The sequence below is a fragment of the Micromonospora sp. NPDC050980 genome (assembly GCF_040653835.1).
Taxonomy (GTDB): Bacteria; Actinomycetota; Actinomycetes; order Mycobacteriales; family Micromonosporaceae; genus Micromonospora.
In genome coordinates this window covers 1-17,496 of record NZ_JBFAGS010000002.1, presented here as the reverse complement: position 1 = coordinate 17,496, position 17,496 = coordinate 1, and the positions used below count along the sequence as shown (strand labels likewise).

15 protein-coding genes are annotated in these 17,496 nt (G+C 74.1%); 6 read left to right on the top strand and 9 right to left on the bottom strand.

Annotation, left to right across the window (positions count from 1 at the left end; all coding sequences use genetic code 11):
• Positions 1–24: 24 nt before the first annotated feature.
• The 5 genes from AB0H28_RS04110 (at position 25) to AB0H28_RS04090 (ending at position 7,928) form a co-directional block, all read left to right on the top strand.
• A complete protein-coding gene (locus AB0H28_RS04110) occupies positions 25–1,968 on the top strand; it encodes an amylo-alpha-1,6-glucosidase (RefSeq protein ID WP_358035129.1) in 1,944 nt (647 codons plus the stop codon).
• 128 nt (positions 1,969–2,096) lie between these two features.
• Positions 2,097–3,422 (top strand): glycosyltransferase family 4 protein, encoded by a 1,326-nt coding sequence (locus AB0H28_RS04105; RefSeq protein ID WP_358033930.1) that lies wholly within the window; start codon positions 2,097–2,099, stop codon positions 3,420–3,422.
• 75 nt (positions 3,423–3,497) lie between these two features.
• Entirely contained in the window at positions 3,498–6,080 is a 2,583-nt protein-coding gene (locus AB0H28_RS04100; RefSeq protein WP_358033927.1) for a protein kinase, read from the top strand.
• Between the two features lie 139 nt (positions 6,081–6,219).
• Positions 6,220–7,029: a metal-dependent hydrolase gene (locus AB0H28_RS04095; RefSeq protein ID WP_358033924.1), complete on the top strand. Its 810-nt coding sequence runs from the start codon at positions 6,220–6,222 to the stop codon at positions 7,027–7,029.
• Positions 7,026–7,928, top strand: coding sequence for an amidohydrolase family protein (locus AB0H28_RS04090; protein ID WP_358033921.1), 903 nt, complete (start codon positions 7,026–7,028; stop codon positions 7,926–7,928). The genes AB0H28_RS04095 and AB0H28_RS04090 overlap by 4 nt, the downstream gene beginning before the upstream one ends.
• 57 nt (positions 7,929–7,985) lie before the next feature.
• Here the strand turns inward: AB0H28_RS04090 and AB0H28_RS04085 are convergent, their stop codons facing one another.
• The 9 genes from AB0H28_RS04085 to AB0H28_RS04045 form a co-directional block, all read right to left on the bottom strand.
• Positions 7,986–8,147: a VOC family protein gene (locus AB0H28_RS04085; protein WP_358033918.1), complete on the bottom strand. Its 162-nt coding sequence runs from the start codon at positions 8,145–8,147 to the stop codon at positions 7,986–7,988.
• Between the two features lie 32 nt (positions 8,148–8,179).
• The gene (locus tag AB0H28_RS04080) at positions 8,180–8,512 is read right to left on the bottom strand and encodes a TfoX/Sxy family protein (protein WP_358033916.1); all 333 of its coding nucleotides are present in this window, start codon (positions 8,510–8,512) and stop codon (positions 8,180–8,182) included.
• 102 nt (positions 8,513–8,614) lie between these two features.
• Complete coding sequence (locus tag AB0H28_RS04075; RefSeq protein ID WP_358033914.1) at positions 8,615–9,208, bottom strand: NTP transferase domain-containing protein; 594 nt, start codon at positions 9,206–9,208, stop codon at positions 8,615–8,617.
• A 143-nt stretch (positions 9,209–9,351) separates the two neighbouring features.
• Positions 9,352–11,055 (bottom strand): bifunctional 3'-5' exonuclease/DNA polymerase, encoded by a 1,704-nt coding sequence (locus tag AB0H28_RS04070; protein ID WP_358035127.1) that lies wholly within the window; start codon positions 11,053–11,055, stop codon positions 9,352–9,354.
• A 99-nt stretch (positions 11,056–11,154) separates the two neighbouring features.
• Positions 11,155–11,958, bottom strand: coding sequence for a carbohydrate ABC transporter permease (locus tag AB0H28_RS04065; protein WP_358035124.1), 804 nt, complete (start codon positions 11,956–11,958; stop codon positions 11,155–11,157).
• A gap of 166 nt (positions 11,959–12,124) precedes the next feature.
• Positions 12,125–13,066: a sugar ABC transporter permease gene (locus tag AB0H28_RS04060; RefSeq protein ID WP_358033911.1), complete on the bottom strand. Its 942-nt coding sequence runs from the start codon at positions 13,064–13,066 to the stop codon at positions 12,125–12,127.
• Between the two features lie 22 nt (positions 13,067–13,088).
• Entirely contained in the window at positions 13,089–14,498 is a 1,410-nt protein-coding gene (ngcE, locus tag AB0H28_RS04055) for an N-acetylglucosamine/diacetylchitobiose ABC transporter substrate-binding protein (protein WP_358033909.1), read from the bottom strand.
• Positions 14,499–14,522: 24 nt separating this feature from the next.
• Positions 14,523–15,272: an SIS domain-containing protein gene (locus AB0H28_RS04050; protein ID WP_358033906.1), complete on the bottom strand. Its 750-nt coding sequence runs from the start codon at positions 15,270–15,272 to the stop codon at positions 14,523–14,525.
• Entirely contained in the window at positions 15,269–16,216 is a 948-nt protein-coding gene (locus tag AB0H28_RS04045) for a MurR/RpiR family transcriptional regulator (RefSeq protein ID WP_358033904.1), read from the bottom strand. The genes AB0H28_RS04050 and AB0H28_RS04045 overlap by 4 nt, the downstream gene beginning before the upstream one ends.
• A 158-nt stretch (positions 16,217–16,374) precedes the next feature.
• Between AB0H28_RS04045 and AB0H28_RS04040 the strand changes: the two genes are divergently transcribed.
• Positions 16,375–17,364, top strand: coding sequence for a BadF/BadG/BcrA/BcrD ATPase family protein (locus tag AB0H28_RS04040; protein WP_358033902.1), 990 nt, complete (start codon positions 16,375–16,377; stop codon positions 17,362–17,364).
• The last annotated feature ends 132 nt before the right edge of the window (positions 17,365–17,496 follow it).

Genomic DNA, 17,496 nt, shown 5'->3' with positions numbered 1-17,496 from the left:
CACCTCGCTGCCGGTGGAGGAAAGTTGATCGACATCCGGTTCGGCCCGCAGGTCTGCGGGGAGTTGTCCGCCGCCGCCGGGCGGGAATGGCTGGTCACGGACGGGCGTGGCGGCTACGCCATGGGCACCGTGGCCGGGCTGCGCACCCGCCGCTACCACGGGTTGCTGGTGGTGCCCGGCGAGACGCCCGCGTCCCGCAAGGTGGGACTCGGGAGCCTCGACCCGGCGGTGACCCTGCCATCGGGGCGGCGGGTCCGCCTCGGCGCGCACGAGTGGTCCTCCGGGGTGGTCGACCCGCGCGGCTTCGAACTGCTGGAACGCTTCGACCTGACCGACGGGGTGCCGCGCTGGCGGTGGCGGATCGGCGACGTGGTGATCGAGCGGGAGGTCGCCATGGCGTACGGCCGTTCCTGCGTCGCGGTGGTCCACCGGCTGGTCTCCGGCGGGCCGGTCCGGCTGGACCTGTCCGCGGCCTGCACCTGGCGGGACGCCCACGGCGAGCGGCGGGCCGACGGTCCCGCGCCCCGGCTGGAGCCGGTGGCCGGCGGCGCGACGGTCGACGGCGCGTTCCGGCTCGCCGGGCCGGCCTGGACCCCGGAGGGCCAGTGGTGGCTCGGCGTCCGCCACCGGGCCGAGGCCGCCCGCGGCCTGAACCCGGACGAGGACCTCTGGTACGCGGGCCGGTTCTCCGGCGCGTTGGAGGAGCCGGGGGCGACGGTGGCGGTGCTCGCCTGGGCGGACGACCTGGCCGAGGAACCGCCACCGGCGACCGCCGTCATCGAGGCGGCCCGGCGGCGCAACCGGGCGGTGGTGGCCGCCGCCGAGCCCGACGACGCCGTCTCCGCCACGCTGGCGCTCGCCGCCGACGCGTTCGTGGTTCGCACCGCGACCGGCCCGGACGTGGTGGCCGGCTACCCCTGGTTCGGCGCCTGGTCGCGGGACACCATGATCTCCTACGAGGGGTTGTTCCTCTGCACCAACCGGGCCGACGAGGGCCGGGAACTGCTGCGCGCGTACGCGGGCACGCTGAGCGAGGGCATGTTGGCGAACACCGCCGACACCGGCCGGGTCGAGCACAACACCGTCGACGCCACGCTGTGGTTCCTGCACGCGGTGAGCCGGCACGTCACGGTCACCGGCGACACCGACCTCGGCGACGAGCTGCTGCCCGCGCTGCACGGCGTCGTCGAGGCGCACGTGCGGGGCACCCGCTACGGCATCGGCGTCGACCCCGCCGACGGGCTGCTCACCCAGGGCGGCCCCCCGGACGTGGCGCTGACCTGGATGGACGCCCGGGTGTACGGGATGCCGGTGACCCCGCGTACCGGCAAGCCGGTCGAGGTCAACGCGCTGTGGATCAACGGGTTGGCCGGGCTCGCCGAGTTGACCGAGCTGGCCGGGCGCGACGCCACCGACCTGTGGGACCTGCACGGCCGGGCCACCGGCGCGTTCCGCGACCGCTTCCCCGCGCCGGCCGGCTGGCTGCACGACGTGGTGGACGCCCCGGCGCCCGCGTACCCGCTCGGCGGCGCCCCGCACCACGACGACGACCTGCTGCGCCCCAACCAACTGCTCGCCTGGTCCCTGCCCTATGCGCCGCTGGAACCGGACGAGGCCACGCTGCGCCGGCTCACCGAGGCGTTGTTCACCCCGCTCGGCCCGCGCAGCCTCGCCCCCGGCTCCCCCGGCTACACCGGCCGGCACCGGGGCGGCCCGGCCGAGCGGGACGCCGCCTACCACCAGGGCACCGTCTGGCCGTGGCTGACCGGGCCGCTGCTCGACGCGTACCGGAAGGCGGGCCTGCCCACCGCGGACCTGCTGGTCGGGTTGGCGGGGCACCTGGTCGAGGACGGCCTGGGCTCGGTGAGCGAGACCGCCGAGGGCGCCGCGCCGCACGCGGCCACCGGCTGCCCGTTCCAGGCGTGGTCGGTGGCGGAGTTGCTGCGGGCGCGGCGCTCGCGCCGGTAACGCGTTACAGACCGGCAACCGGCGCGTCGCCGCCGGTTATCGACGGCTGGGCAGGATGGGTCGCGACCCCACCGGACACCCGCCGTGGTGCCGTCACCGGGGGGCGACCACAACTCAGAGGGGGCCGCGTGTCAGCTGACGCCGAAGTGATCGACATCCAGCCCGCCCGGCGCCTGCGGGTGCTGCTGCTCTCCTGGGAATACCCGCCCGTGCTCGTCGGTGGCCTCGGTCGCCACGTGCACGCGCTCTCGGTCGCCCTGGCCGCTGCCGGGCACGAGGTCACCGTGGTCACCCGGCACGCCGAGGGCACCCCCATGGAGGAGTACGCCGAGGGCGTCCGCGTGCTGCGCGCCGCCGAGGATCCGGTCCGGTTCCCGCTCGCCACCGGCTCGCTGCTGGCCTGGACCATGGCGTTCAACCACACGCTCACCCGCACCGCCCTGCGTGCCGCCGCCGCCGGCGCGTACGACGTGATCCACGCCCACGACTGGCTGGTCGCGCACACCGCCGTCACCCTGGCCGAACACCTGGACGTGCCACTGGTCACCACCATCCACGCCACCGAGGCGGGCCGGCACCAGGGCTGGCTGCCGGGCGAGATGAACCGCACCATCCACGGCGTCGAGCACTGGCTGAGCAACGCCTCGGCCCGGGTGATCGCCTGCTCCGGTTACATGCGCGAGCAGGTGTCCCGGTTGTTCGACGTGCCGGCCGGGCGCGTCGACGTGGTGGCAAACGGCGTCGACGACCGGGCCTGGCGGGCCCGCCCGCACGCGGTCGCGTCCGCCCGTGCCCGTTTCGCCGGCCGCGGACCGCTGATCGGGTACGCCGGCCGGCTGGTCTACGAGAAGGGCGTGCAGCACCTGGTGGACGCCGTGCCGCACCTGGCCGACCGCCACCCGGGGTTGCGGGTGGTGATCGCCGGGGACGGCCCGTACCGGGACGAGCTGGTCGCCCAGACGCACCGGCTTCGCCTGGACGACACGGTCCGGTTCGCCGGCTTCATGGACGCCACCCAGCTTCCCGCGGTGCTCGCCGCCACCGACGCCACCGTGGTCCCCAGCCTCTACGAGCCGTTCGGCATGATCGCCCTGGAGGCGGCGGCTGCCGGCGCGCCGCTCGCGGTGGCGCGCACCGGCGGGTTGGCCGAGATCGTCGAGCCGGGGGTGACCGGGGTGACGTTCCCGCACGGCGACCCGGGCGCGCTGGCCGGCGCCGTCGACCGGCTGCTCGGCGACGAGGTCTTCGCCCGCCGGGTGGCGCGCAGGGCACGCGCCATGGTGACCCGGCGTTACGCCTGGTCGGCCATCGCGGCCCGGACCGCCGTGAGCTATGCCGCCGCCCGCCGGGAGCACCACTCGTTCCAGGCCCGGCGGGCCGCCGCGCTGCTGGCCGGCAGCCGTCCGGCCATCGCCATCCCGGACGGAAACCTGCTGGCCGGCGCGGCGAGCTGAGGCCCGCCGCCCTGATGGGATAGGTGCCACCCGATCCGTTGGCTATTGTGGACCAGACCAGCGGTGAGGAGTGCGGTGCGGGAAGTGGTGATCGCCGGACGATACCGTCTGATCGACCTGGTCGGACGCGGCGGGATGGGCCAGGTCTGGCGAGCCCGGGACGAGGAGCTTCAACGCGAGGTCGCGGTGAAGCAGGTGCTGCCGCCGAACTGGCTCGCCGAGAGCGATCGCGACGAGCTGCGCGCCCGCACCCTGCGCGAGGCGCGCACGGCCGCCCGGCTCAACCATCCCAACGTCGTGCGGGTCTACGACGTGGTCCGGGTGAACGGCGACCCCTGGCTGATCATGGAGTACGTCCCGTCCCGTTCCTTACAGGAGATCATCGAAACCGACGGCCCGCTGTCGCCCCGGCGGGCCGCCGAGATCGGGCTCGCGGTGCACGCCGCGCTGCGCGCCGCCCACCGGGCCGGGGTGCTGCACCGGGACGTGAAGCCCGCGAACGTGCTGCTGGCGCTGGACGGGCGGGTGCTGCTCACCGACTTCGGGCTGGCCGTGTTCGAGGGCGGCGACGGTGCCATGACCCGTCCGGGGCTGGTCCTCGGCTCCCCGCAGTACGTCGCACCGGAACGTGCCGCCGAGAGTGTGTCGAGTATCGAGGCGGACCTGTGGTCGCTGGGCGCCACCCTGCACGCCGCCGTGGAGGGCCGTTCACCTTACGCGCGCAGCACCGCGATGGCCACGCTGGCGGCGCTGGCCAGCCAGCCACCGGACCCGGCGCCGCACGCGGGTCCGCTGATGCCGGTGCTGGTCGGGCTGCTGCGCCGCGACCCGCGCAACCGGCTCGGCCACGACGACATCGCCCGACTGCTCGCCACCGCCGCCGCGCCGCCCGCCGACGCGCCGGACCGGCCGGGCACCGCCGAGCCGGGCCGACCGGACCCGGGGGCGTCGGCCGGGCCGCGTGCGACCGGGCCGGGACCGGTCGTCCCGCCCCTGAGCGGCTCCCGCATCGGCGTCCCACCGGTGCCACGGTCCGGATCGACCGTCCCGCCCCGGAGCGACTCCCCCGTCGGCGTCCCACCGGTGCCACGGTCCGGGTCCACAGTCGGTGAGGCGAAGCGGAGCGGGGGCGCGGTCGGACGCGCCGTCCCACCGGCGGGTGCGGTCGGGCAGCCAGACCCGGCGGCGGGCGGCCCCGCAACCGACGGTCCGGCGGCGGGCGGCTCCGGGCCGATCCTCGGCGGGGCGGGCGGCCCGCCGGGGCATCCGACCGCCGACGGGCCGGGCCGTCCGGACGCCGAGAGCCGGGACGGCACCGGCGGCTGGGGCGGCACGACCGGACGCGACGACGAGGACGCGGACGCCCGTCCGATGGTCGGCTATCCGAACCTGATGCCACCGGCCGCCGCCGCCCGCGCCTGGAGCCGGGCCGCCCGGCGCAGCGAGTGGGCGCGGCCGGCCGAGGGCGATCCGACTCCCTCCGACGCGGCGGAGGACAGCCCGGCCGAGGAGCCGGACCGTCCGGAGCGCGGCGGCGTGACCCGGGACGCTTCCGACCGACCGGTCGGCGGGTTGGGGCCCACGGTCCTGACCAGTTTCGTCGATCCGGGCAACCCCGCCGGCCCGGAGGGCCCGGCCGCCCGGGCCGACGCCGTCAGCCCGGTGCACACCCCGGTCCCGGGCGGCATTCCCCCGGCCGGCCCGCCGCCGGTCGCCGCCGGCCCGGTCGACAGCGGTCCCCTGCGCGGCTCGACGGGCAGCGGCGCGCTCGGTGACGCCCCGCCACGCGGCGGGGCGGCCGGCGTGGCCGACCCGAACGCGAACACCCACGGCGGCCCCGGCGTCCGCGCCGCCCACGAGGGTCCGAGCCACGGCCTCCGCGCTGCCCACAGCGACGCCGGCCGCGGGGGAACCGACGGCGGCGCCACGGGCGGGCCGCCCGGCGACGGCCACGGCGGCCGAGGGACGACTCGGCGCTGGGGCTTCGCCGCGGGCGCCGTCGTGCTGGCCGTGGTGGCCGGCGTCGGCACCGCGCTCGCCGTCGCCGACGACCACCCGCCGGACGGCGACCGGCACGGCGAACCCGTCGGCCAACCCTGGCAGCGGCCGCCCGGACCCCCCGGTGGGGCGCCGGCACCGCCGTTCCCGTGCATCCGGCCCGACGTGGCAGGCACGCCGGTCCGGAAGGGCCCGCCGCCGGCCGACCCGGCGGTGACCGTGCCCGCCGGTTGGGTCTGGCCCGCCGACACCGGCGGGTTCCACATCGCCCTGCCGGCCGGGTGGCTCCAACTCCGATCGGGCGACACCACCTGCTTCCAGGACCCGGCCACCCGGCGCATCCTGGGCGTCGAGCCCTACCCGGGCGGGGACCCGGTGGGCCGGTTGCGCTCGACCGAGCGGGACCTCAAGGACGCGGGGCGGCTCCCGAGGTACGAGAAGGTCCGGCTTACCGCCGACGGTGACGGCGCGGTGTGGGAGTGCCGCTGGACCGCGCCGTACGGGGAGCGCATGCACGCGCTGCGGGTGCTGCCCGGCGAGGAGGCCGGGTGGACGCTGGGCCTGACCACCTCGGACGCCGACTGGGCCGCCGCCAACGAGCAGTTCGCGCTGATCCGGGACAGCGTCCGGCCGATCCGGCCGACCCGCACGGCGGGGTGACCGGCCGCGTCCCATCACCGACAGTGGGCTTCGCGGCACCCACCTGCGCCGACATAATTCCTGCGGCCCCGCCGTCGCACCGACTGACTACAGTGGCGTAGTTTCTGTCGATCAAGATCTCTGGGGAGGGCGAGCCGAGATGATGGGACCGTCCCACGCGCTGTCCGGCGCGGCGGTGTGGTTGACCGGCTCCTGGGCGCTGGACCAGTTCGCCGACTATCACCAGACGCCGCTGGCGCTGGCGGTGGGCACCGCGGTCTGCGCGGGCGGGGCGCTCTTTCCCGACCTCGACCTCTCCGGCAAGGTCACCCGCAACCAGGGCGGCGCCACGGTGGCCCGGACGTTCGGCGTGTTCAGCCTCTTCGTCGCCGAGGTGATGGAGAAGATCTCGCTCGGTGTCTACTACGCGACGAAGCTGAGCAAGGATCCGCGCCGCAACAACGGACACCGCACGCTGACCCACACCGTGCCGTTCACGGTGCTGGTCGGATGGGGCACCACCGCGCTCTGCGCCCACTACGGCAAGTGGGCGGTGGTCAGCATCCTGTTCTTCATGATCGGTCTGGCGCTGCGCGGGCTCTTCGACGAGTGGGCCGAGCGGGCCGGCTGGGTGGTGGTCACGCTCGTGTCGGCCGCCGGGGCCTGGTTCACCTTCGCCAACCTGCCCGGTGACCGGGGCTATCCGATGATCGGCCTCGCCGTCGGCGTGGGCTGCTTCGTGCACATCCTCGGCGACATGATCACCCGGGCCGGCGTGCCGATCCTCTGGCCCGTCCCGATCAAACGGCGGATGTGGACGATGATCGGGCTGCCCAACAGCATCGCGCTGCGCACCGGCAGCAAGGCCGAGACGGTGGTGCTGCGGGGCGCGTTGACCGTGCTGGCCGTGCTCGCCGCGCTGGGCCTGGTCGCCCCCTCGGTGCTGCAACGCTTCGACATCCAGGTATGACGGACGAGTTACCGCCGCCGGCCGAGGACGGGGCGGTGCCGGCGTTCTGGCGGCGACTCGGCCTGCCCGGCCTTGCCGACGTGCACACCCACTTCATGCCGCCCCGGTTGCTGGCCAAGGTGTGGTCCTACTTCGACGCGGCCGGCCCGCTGGTCGGCACCGAGTGGCCGATCCGCTACCGCTGGGACGACGACACCCGGGTCGCGCACCTGGGCCGACTCGGCGTGCGGGCGTTCACCGCGCTGGCGTACCCGCACCGGCCCGGCATGGCCGAGTCGCTGAACCGGTGGACGCTGGACTTCGCGTCGCGTACCCCGGGATGTCTGCCGTCGGCGACGTTCTTCCCGGAGCCGGAGGCCGCCCGGTACGTCGCGGACGCCCTCGCCGCCGGCGGCCGGGTGTTCAAGGTGCACGTGCAGGTGGGCGGCTTCCGACCCACCGACCCGGCCCTGGACGCGGTGTGGGGCCTGCTCGCGGACGCCCGGGTGCCGGTGGTCGTGCACGCCGGGCACGCCCCGGTGGGCACCGCGCACACCGGGCCGGAGCCGTTCGCCGCGCTGCTCGCCCGGCATCCCCGGCTGGCCGCCGTCGTGGCCCATCTCGGCGCGCCCGACTATGTCGCGTTCCTCGACCTGGCCGACCGGTACGCCGAGGTCCGGCTCGACACCACCATGGCCTTCACCTCGTTCTTCGACCGGTTCGTGCCGTTCCCGCCGGCGCAGCGGCCCCGGCTGCGCGAGCTGGGCCTGGCCGGCAAGGTGCTGCTGGGCAGCGACTTCCCGAACATCCCCTACCCGTACGCGGAGCAGCTCGACGGGTTGGCCCGGTTGGACCTGGGCGACGACTGGCTGCGCGCGGTCTGCTGGGGCAACGCGGCCACGCTGTTCGACCTGGCCTGAGCGGCTCGCCGGTCCGGGCGGCGCGCGGGTCGACCGACGGCGGTGGCCCGCCTTGCGTCACCGTGGCGTCACCAGGCAGAACTCGGTGCCGTCGGGGTCGGCCAGCACCACGTCCTCGACCGTGTGCCGGCCCACGCCGACCCGCGTCGCGCCGAGCGCGAGCAGCCGGTCGATCTCCGCGTCCCGGTCGCCGCCAGACGGGACGACATCGAGGTGCACCCGGGGCCAGCCGCAGCCGAATATCGGGCAGGTTACGTCGCCGGCAGGGCCCGGGCGCAGCGGACCCCTCGGTCGACCCAGCGGGCCAGGTCGGCGTCACGCTCGCACGCGGCGGGGTCGACGGTCACCCAGCCCCGCATCGGTCGCCCGCGCATCACGGTCGCCCCGGCGCCGGGCTCGGCCAGCGCCGCCTCGGTGTCGGCCGGATCGACGCGCACCATCAGGCCGCCGGCGCCGCGCACCACCACCGACATGTTGCCGCGCAGCATCATCGCCAAGCCGCCGAACATGCGCCGTTCGGTGACACCGGGCTCGCGCCCGACCAGCTGCCGCACCCGGTTCGCCAGGTCCTCGTCGTAGGCCACCGTCACATCCTGGCACCGACGTCCGACAACCGCTGTCTGCGCGCGTGTCAAGAAGGGGCCCTTCCTCTACCGCAGGCGTTAAGAAGGGGCCCTTCCTTACGGTCAGGCCCCGATGCGCTGCTCGGGCACGGACAGGCCGTAGAGCGCCATCAGCTCGGGACTGTCGATCCGGCTGCCGTCGGCCACCGCGTCGCAGGCGATGTCGACGATCTGGTCCTTGTGCGCCAGCAGGTACGGCCGGGCGCCGACGTCGGCGCTGGCCAGCGTGGCGATGCCGGGCCAGTGTCGACGGCCGAAGAGCATCGGGTAGTTGCGCAGGCCGTCGTAGGTGGCGCAGACAAGCGCGTCCGGGTACGGCAGGGCGGCCACCCGGCGGACCGCCGCCGCGGTGAGCCCGGGCATGTCCACCGGCACCACGACGACCGCCTCGATGTCGTCGTCGGTCAGCGCGGCGAGCCCGGCCCGGATGGAGGAGCCCACGCCGGTCCCCCAGGCGCGGTTGACCACGACCGAGGCGCCGGTCAGGTCGGTGGTGCGCCGCACCTGCTCGGCCGCCGCGCCGAGCACGACCACGACCTGCGCGCAGCCGGCGTCGGCCATCGTGTCGACCATCCGGCTGACCAGCGGCTTCTCGCCCTGGTGCAGCAGCGCCTCGGGTCCGCCGATGCGGCGTCCGCCGCCAGCGGCGATGATCATTGCAGCGATCCGGTTCAGCGGTGCCCCCTCGACCAGGGGGACGGACCGGGCACAGCAGCGCCCGGTCCGTCCCGTCGTACGCACACCGGGCCCAACGAGCGCGCTCGGGAGCGGGTAGCGGGGCAAAAAGGAAAATTGTGTGACTATGCCGCATCGGCATAGCAGTCCACCGTGGACAGGTCGAGCGGGAACCGGACCGGAGTGTCGCCGAACAACAGCCGGGTGGCCCGTGCTCCGGCGGCGGAGACCGCCTCGGTGACCGCCGCCGCCTCGTCGACCGGGCAGTGCACCACCACCTCGTCGTGCTGAAAGAAGACCAGCTCGGCCGCCACGCCGGCCAGCTCGGTGCGGAGCGTGGCCAGCAGCGTCGAGGCCCACTCGGCGGCGGTGGCCTGGATGACGAAGTTGCGGGTGAACCGCCCCCGGGACCGGGCCGCGCGGGCCGAGGGCCCGTGCTGATCCACCTCGCCGTCCGGCATCGCGTCGTCCCCGTCGGCGAACCCGGCCGAACCGGGCGGGCAGGTGCGACCCAGCCACGACCGGACCAGTCCGCCCGCCTCGCCGGTGCGCGCCGCCGCCTCCACGTAGCCGAACGCGGTCGGGTAGCTCTTCCGCAGCACCGCCAGCGCCGGCACCGCCGCGCCCCCGGTCTGCCCGTACATCGCGCCGAGCAGCGCCACCTTCGCCCGGGCCCGGTCACCGGCGAAGGCGTCCCGGGCCAACGCCGCATAGAGGTCGCCGGCGCCACCGGCGGCGGCCAGCCGCTCGTCGCCGGAGACCGCGGCCAGCACCCGCGGTTCGAGCTGGCCCGCGTCGGCCACCACGAACGTCCAACCCGGATCGGCCACCACCGCCCGCCGGATCACCCTCGGGATCTGCAACGCCCCGCCGCCCCGCGTCGCCCACCGGCCGGAGACCACGCCGCCGGGCACGTACTCCGGGCGGAACCGGCCGCCGGACACCCAGGCGTCCCGCCAGGCCCAGCCGTGCGCCGTCCAGATCCGGTAGAGCTCCTTGTATTCCAGGACCAGCGGCACCGCCGGGTGCTCCACCCCGCGCAGCACCCAGGCCCGGGTGTTCGGCAGCTCCACCCCCGCCCGGGCGAACGCCCGCAACAGCTCCGCCGGCGAGTCGGCGTGCAACCGGGGTACGCCGAACGCGGCGGCGATCCGGGCCTGGAGGTCGGCCAGCCGGCGGGGTGGCCCGCCGACCGGGGACGCCTCGCCGAGCAGCTCGGCCAGGATCGCGTCGTGCACGTCGACCCGCCAGGGCAGGCCGGTCGCGCCCATCTCGGCGGCCACCAGCGCGCCAGCCGACTCGGCCGCCACCAGCAGCCGGAACCGGCCGGGGTGTGCCGTCGCGGCGATCCGGGCGAGTTGGTCGGCGTACACCCGGGTCAACGCCGTGCGGCCCGGACCCGGCGGCCCGGACGGCGGGTCGAACAGCGCGCCCTGACCGTGGCCGGGCGGCTCCGGCGGGCGCGGCGCCGGGTCCGGCGGGACCGGCGCGCCGGTCAGCCGGGCCCAGGCGGCGGGCAGCGCACGCGGCTCGCCCCAGCGGCCCGCGTGCCCGAGCAGCAACGCCTCGGTCAGCTCCACGTCGTGGCAGCGGTCCAGCCGGACGCCGGCGCGCAGCAGCGGCGGATAGACGCCCGCCCCGGCGGCCCACACCCACCGGGGCCGGTCGGCGGCCTCCCGCGCGGCGACCGCGGCGGCCAGGTCGGGCACCTGCTCGGCCGGGCCGGCCGGGCGGCCGTCGGCGTGCAGCGGTTGCAGCACGCCGCCGCCCCGCTCGCCCGCCACCACCGCCACCAGCACGACCGTGATTGTGCCTCGCCCCACCGACAGCCCCGCGGGTAAGGAGGGGCCCCCTGTTAACGCCCACGGTAGAGAAGGGGACCCTTCTCACCACGCGGTGTTAAAAAGGGGCCCCTCCTTGCACGGCTTCTACTTGCCGACGCCGGCGGTGAGGCCGGACTGGACCTGGCGCTGGAAGACGATGTACACGATCAGCACCGGCAGCATCGCCATGGTGACGCCGGCGAACAACCCGGACCAGTCGGACTTGTAGCCCTGGTTGACCGACAGCTCGATCAGCCCCTGCGCGATGACCTGGTGCTTCGGCTCGCCGGCCACCGACTGCATGAGCAGCGTCGGCAGGTACCACTGGTTCCACTGGCCGAGCACGTTGAAGATGCCGATGCTGATCAGGCCCGGCTTGGCCATCGGCAGCATCACGCTGAAGAACGCGCGGGTGTGCGAGGCACCGTCGACCTGCGCCGCCTCGGCGATCGAGTCGGGCAGCGTCCGGAAGAACGAGTGCATGAAGAAGATCGTGAACGACAGTGACCAGGCCACGTAGACCAGGATCAGCATCAGGTGCTTGTTCGGGCCGAGCAGCGGGAAGCTGACCCCGGTGTTGTAGACGCCCTTGAACAGCGGCACCGCCGCCAGGTAGATCGGCAGGGTCAACCCGGACAGGAACATGTAGTAGATCAGCCGGTTGCCGCGGAAGGAGAAGCGCGCCAGCGCGTACGCGGCCATCGAGCCGAGCAGCATGGTAAGCGTGACGCTGCCGACCAGCACCAGCACGGTGTTCAGGAAGAACGCGCCGAGGTGCCCCTCGGTCCAGGCCCGGCCGAAGTTCTCCCAGTGCAGCTTGTCCGGGATCAGGGAGAGCGGTTCCCGGATGACCTCGGCGTCGTCCTTGAACGACGACATCACCACCCAGAGCAGCGGGTAGATCACCATCAGCGCCCACACCACGAGGAAGACGTGGGAGAAGCCGTTGAAGATCCGGGAGCCGACACCGCCGCGGTGCCGCTCCTGCCGGCGTACGGGGGCCGGGGCGGGCCCGGTGGCGGCCTTGTCGGCCCGGTCGAGACGGTGCGTCGCCGTGCTCATCGCCGCGCCTCCTTCAGTACTCGATACGGTCACGACGGGTGATCCTCAGCTGCAACGCGGCCAGCAGGATCGTGAAGATGGCCAACGCGACGCCCATCGCGCAGGCGTAGCCGAACTGGCCCTTCTGGAACGCGGTGAAGTTGAGCACCGACGCGAAGATCTCACTGGCGTGGTTCGGCCCGCCCTGGCTCGGCGTCATGACGAAGACCAGCGCGTACATGTCCAGCGCGATGAAGCCGAGGTAGACCCAGGCGACCGAGATGGTGTCGCGCAGCAGCGGCAGGGTCACCTTGAAGAACGTGTGGAACCGGCCCGCGCCGTCGAGGATGGCGGCCTCGTAGATGTCCTTCGGGATCGACTGCATGGCGGCGGAGAAGAGCACCATGTAGAAGCCGGCGCCGCTCCACACCGCGATCAGCAACAGCCACCAGAGCACCGCCGGGATGCCGAGGAACGGCTCCGGGTCGGCGGTGAAGGCGATCGGGTTGGCCGCGTCCACCAGGCCGATCTTGATCAGCAGGCCGTTGATCAGCCCCTGCTCGTCGCTGCGGTAGATCTGCTGCCACATGACCGCGACCACGACCAGCGACAGCACCTGCGGAAAGAAGAAGATGACCTTGTAAAGACCGGATCCGAACACCCCGCGGATGCCGGCCCTGTCCTCGCGCCCGCCCACGTTGAGCAGGAACGCGAGGAGCAGGGCCAGCCCGATGGTGAACAGCGGCACGGTGACCAGGAAGAAGACGTTGTGCCAGAACGCCTTCCGGATCAGTTCGTCGGAGAACAGCCGGACGTAGTTGTCCAGCCCGACGAAGCGCTGGGAGTCCGAGTACCCGCCCCAGTCGGTCAACGAGTACCCGGCCGCCTGCGCGAACGGCCACACCACGTAGAACAGGTACAGCGCGACGGGCAGGGCCAGGAAGCCCGTGACGAAACGCGCGACTCCGTGCCGCATTGGACTCACTTCCTCGACGAGATCAGGCGGTGCGGGTCTGCTTCTTGATCGACGAGTCCTTGGCGACCTTGTCGGCGGCCGCCTGCATCTTGTCGACGAACTGCTGCGCGGTGAGCCGGCCGGCCATCAACTCCTCGGAGAGGTTCTGGCTCTCCTTGTCCAGGTCGGCGTAGAAGTCCGGGAACTTGACCGAGATCAGGTCGCTGGAGGCGTTCTTCATCAGCGCGTTGGCCGAGGCCAGCGCGGAGTCCTGGACCTTGTCCCCGGATCCCTTGGTCGACGCCAGCGACTTGGTCAGCTCGGCGAACTTCTCCGAGCCCTCCTTGGACAGGATGGCCCGCAGGAACTCCTTGGCGGCGGCCTTGTTCGGCGCCTTGCTGGGCACCACGAAGCCCTCGCCGGAGCCGGCGAAGACGTCCTTGGCGGCCTTGTCACCGCTGTTGCTCCAGTAGTCCGAGAGGGTCAGCTCGAAGCCGGGCGGGATGGTCGCCGCCATCTCGTTCTTCAGCCACGTGCCCACCTGGATGAACGCGGCCTTGCCGTCCAGCCACGCCTGCTGCGACTGGGTGTGGTTGAGCTTGCCCGGCAGCAGCAGCTTGTCCTTGACCAGCTTCTCCCACGGCTGGAGGGCGGCGACGACGCCGTCGACCTTCCAGGCGCCGTCCTTGAGGTTGTCGATGTCGATGACGGCTTGCTTGCCGACCGCCTTCCAGATGCTGGCGAACAGCCCCCAGCGGGGGTAGTAGCCGTGGATGGCGTCGTGCACGTACGGCGCCATGCCCTTGGCCTTGATCTTCGGCGCCAGGGCGAAGAACTCGTCCCAGGTGGTCGGCGCCGTCCAGCCCTCCTTCTTGAACAGGGCGGCGTTGTACCAGTTGCCCCAGACCGTGTAGGCCACGTTCACCACGTAGAACTTGCCGTTCTGGGTGCCGTCGCCGACGGTGCCCGGCAGCAGCGAGTCGGCGACCGTCCCCGCACCGTCCCACGCGGGCGCGGTGAGCAGGTCGTCGAGCGGCTCGATGGCGCCCTCGTTGATCAGCGTGCTGCGGTCCATCATGTCGGCGCCCGAGTTCATCACCAGGTCGCTCGGCTGGGTAGCCATCTTGGGCTGCTCTTCGGTCTTGATCTTCTGGGTGGAAGACATGTTGACCGTGACCTTGGGGTGCTTGGCGTTGAAGACGACCGCGTCCTCCTTGGCCCACTGGTCGCCCAGCCCACCGTTGAAGACCACCACCTTGACGGCGCTGCCGTCCTCGACGCCGAACGGGTTGTCGTTGCTCTTGGCCGCGCCACCGCCGTCGGACTTGCTCGGCTCGCTGCCGGCGCAGGCGCTGAGCAGACCGGCCGCCGGGATGGCCAGCAGGCCGGCCGCGCCGGCGCGCTGCAGCAGGATCCGACGGCTGAGGTCGGACTTCTCGGGGGTAACCGACATGGTGTCTCTCCTTGTGGTGTCGGGTCAGGCGGTCCGCCGGAGACGCCCGGCGTACCGCGACTCGAGGGCGAGGTTGTGCTCGTCCCCACCGGGGACGTTGGCGGAGAGGTAGACAGGGGGTACCTCTCCGGCCTGGTGGAACCGTCGTACGACCTCGGCGGTCAGCAGCTGCGCCAGCAGCGCCGCGGTGACCGACGAGACCGCACAGACCGCGCCGCCGCCCTCGAGCGGCAGCAGTGCGTCACCGTACGGCGCGCCGTTGTCCAGCACGACGTCGGCGAGGTCGGCGAGCCGGTGCCCGGAGGGATGCCGAGGGGCGACCCGGGCGGTGTGCTCGACCGAGGTGACCGCGATCAAGGGATGGCCGTCGCGCTTGACCAACGTCGCCAACTCGACCACCGAGCCGTTGATGCCGGACTGCGAGGCGACCACGAAAACGTCCTCCGGCTGCGGCGCCGCCAGGGCGAACAGCCCGTGCGCCACCGCCGGGTCACGTTCCAGCTTGGGGTCGGCGAGCACGTCGCGAGACGCGTCGCCGTGCAGCACGAGGTCGTGCAGGGAGAGCCGGTTGGTGGGGACCAGGCCGCCGGCCCGGGCCACCAGCTCGGCGGCGAACGCCTCCGAGTGACCGGCGCCGAACGCCTGGAGGACACCGCCGGCACGAAGACCGCCGGCGATCAGGTCCGCCGCCCGGTCCACGGCGTCCGCCTGGCTGTCCACCAGCCGGTCGAGCACCGGGCGGACCGCCTCCACGTACCGCTGGGCACTGATCATGAGGAGGCCCCCTTCGCGGCCTTGTGCCCGTCGACGGCCTGGGCGGTACGCCGGAAGGCCGCGTGGGCGCGGTCGTGGGTGCGCTGCGCCACCGCGATGTAGAGCAGGTCGAGCACGACGAGCTGCGGGTGCCGGGCGGAGAGCGCGTCCGGCCGGAAGGTCGTCGCCTGACTGGCGGTGACCAGGACGATGTCGGCGAGTTCGGCCAGCGGCGAGCGGGGGAAGCCGGTCAGCGCGACGGTGGTGGCCCCGCGGCTGCCCGCCTCGGCGAGCAGCTCGATGGTCTCCCGGGTCGCTCCGGTGTGCGAGATGCCGAGCGCGACGTCGCCGACGCCCAGCAGCGCGGCGCTGGCCAGGCCCTCGTGCACGTCGCTCCAGGCCCAGGCCGCCACGCCGATGCGGTGCAGGCTGAACTGCATCTCCTCGCCGACCAGGGCGCTTCCGCTGGCGCCGAAGATGTTCACTCGATTGGCCCCGGCGATGGCCACCGCCGCCCGTTCCACCTCGCCCAGGTCGAGCAGCGCGGCGGTGTCGTGCATGGCCCGGGTGTCGGCGGCCATGATCTGGTCGAGCACCCGGGACAGCGGGTCGCCGGGCTGGATCTCCCGGCCGATGTCGACGGTCCAGCCCGCGGAGCGGGCCCGGCCGGTTTCGGCGGCGATGCCGAGTCGCAGGTCGGCGTAGCCCTCGAAGCCCATCGCCCGGCAGAATCGGGTGATGGTCGCCGGCGAGGTGCCGCTCCGCTCGGCCAGCTCGACGATCGTCGCCCGGGCCGCCGCCTCCGGGTCGCTGAGCACGTGCTCGGCGACCCGGCGCAGCGCCCCGGTCAGCTCACCCACGCCGGCCCGGACCCTGGCCAGCACCCCGTCGACGCCCCGCCGGTCGGCCGGGGCGGCATCGACGACCGCGGTCGCCGCGGAGGTGTCGACGTCGTGCTCGGCCATCGGCGGAAGCCTTTCGGAAAAGAGTGTTAACTATTAGTGGTAAAAGTTCTTACTGAAGGCCCCTCCGTGTCAAGGCCGTGGGCGAAGTTTTCAAACTGTTACCTGCCGCACCGCTACGATCTTGCGCCGGCCGGGCCCGCCCGGCCAGCATGAGGACCATGTCGGACACCGTCGTGGTCGGCCTCGACGTCGGGGGCACGTCCACCCGCGCCGCCGCCCTGAGCCTCGACGGGGCCTGCCTGGGCACCGGCCGCGCCGGTGGCGGCAACCCGACCAGCCACGGCGCGGAGCGGGCCGCCGTCGAACTGCTCGCCGCCCTGCGCGCGGCGCTCGCCGGCGTCGACCCGACCCGGGTACGCGGCGGCGTGATCGGCCTCGCCGGCGCCGGCCGCCTCCTGGCCGATCCGCAGGGGCGCGCCGCGTTCGACCGGGCGTGGGCCGAGGCGGGGCTGCGCTGCCCGTACCGGGTGCACGGCGACGCCCTGGTCGCCTACGCCTCCGGCACCGCCGCCCCGGACGGCACCGTGGTCATCGCCGGCACCGGCGCGATCGCCGCCCAGGTGCGCGACAGGTGCCTGGACCGCACCGCCGACGGGCACGGCTGGCTGCTCGGCGATGCCGGCTCCGGGTTCTGGCTCGGCCGGGAGGCGGTCCGCCGGCTTCTGGCCGACCTGGACCGCGCCGAGACGCCGGGCGAACTGGGCCGCCGCGTGCTGGCGGAACTGACCGGCACGAGCGAGGTGGCCGACCGCCCCCGGGCGACCGTCGACGCCGTGGTGCAGGCGGTGACCCGGCGCCCACCGGTGGAGTTGGCCCGGTTCGCCCCGCTGGTCGTCACGGCGGCCCGCCAGGGCGAGCCGACCGGTGCGGCGCTGGTCGCCGAGGCCGCCGCACTGCTGGCCGAGAGCGTCTCCCGGATCCGCCCGGCCGACGCGGCCGATCCCGTGGTGCTCGGTGGTGGCCTGCTCACCGGCGACACCCCGCTGGCCGCCGCCGTCCGCGCCGAACTGGCCCGCCGTTGGCCGACCGCGCCGCTGCACGCTGCCGGGGACGGCGCCGCCGCGGCGGCCTGGCTCGCCGCCCGCGACCTGCCCGAGGTGGCAGATCCGGCGGCGCTGCACGCCCGGCTCGTCCCGCCGCCCGCCTGACCCGCGCCCCGCGCCCCGCGCCCCGCGCCCCGCGCCCCGCGCCCCCCGCCCCCCCCCCCGCGCCCCCCGCCCCCCCCCCCGCGCCCCCCCCCCCCCGCCCCCCCCCCCCCCCCCCCCCCCCGGGCCCCCCGC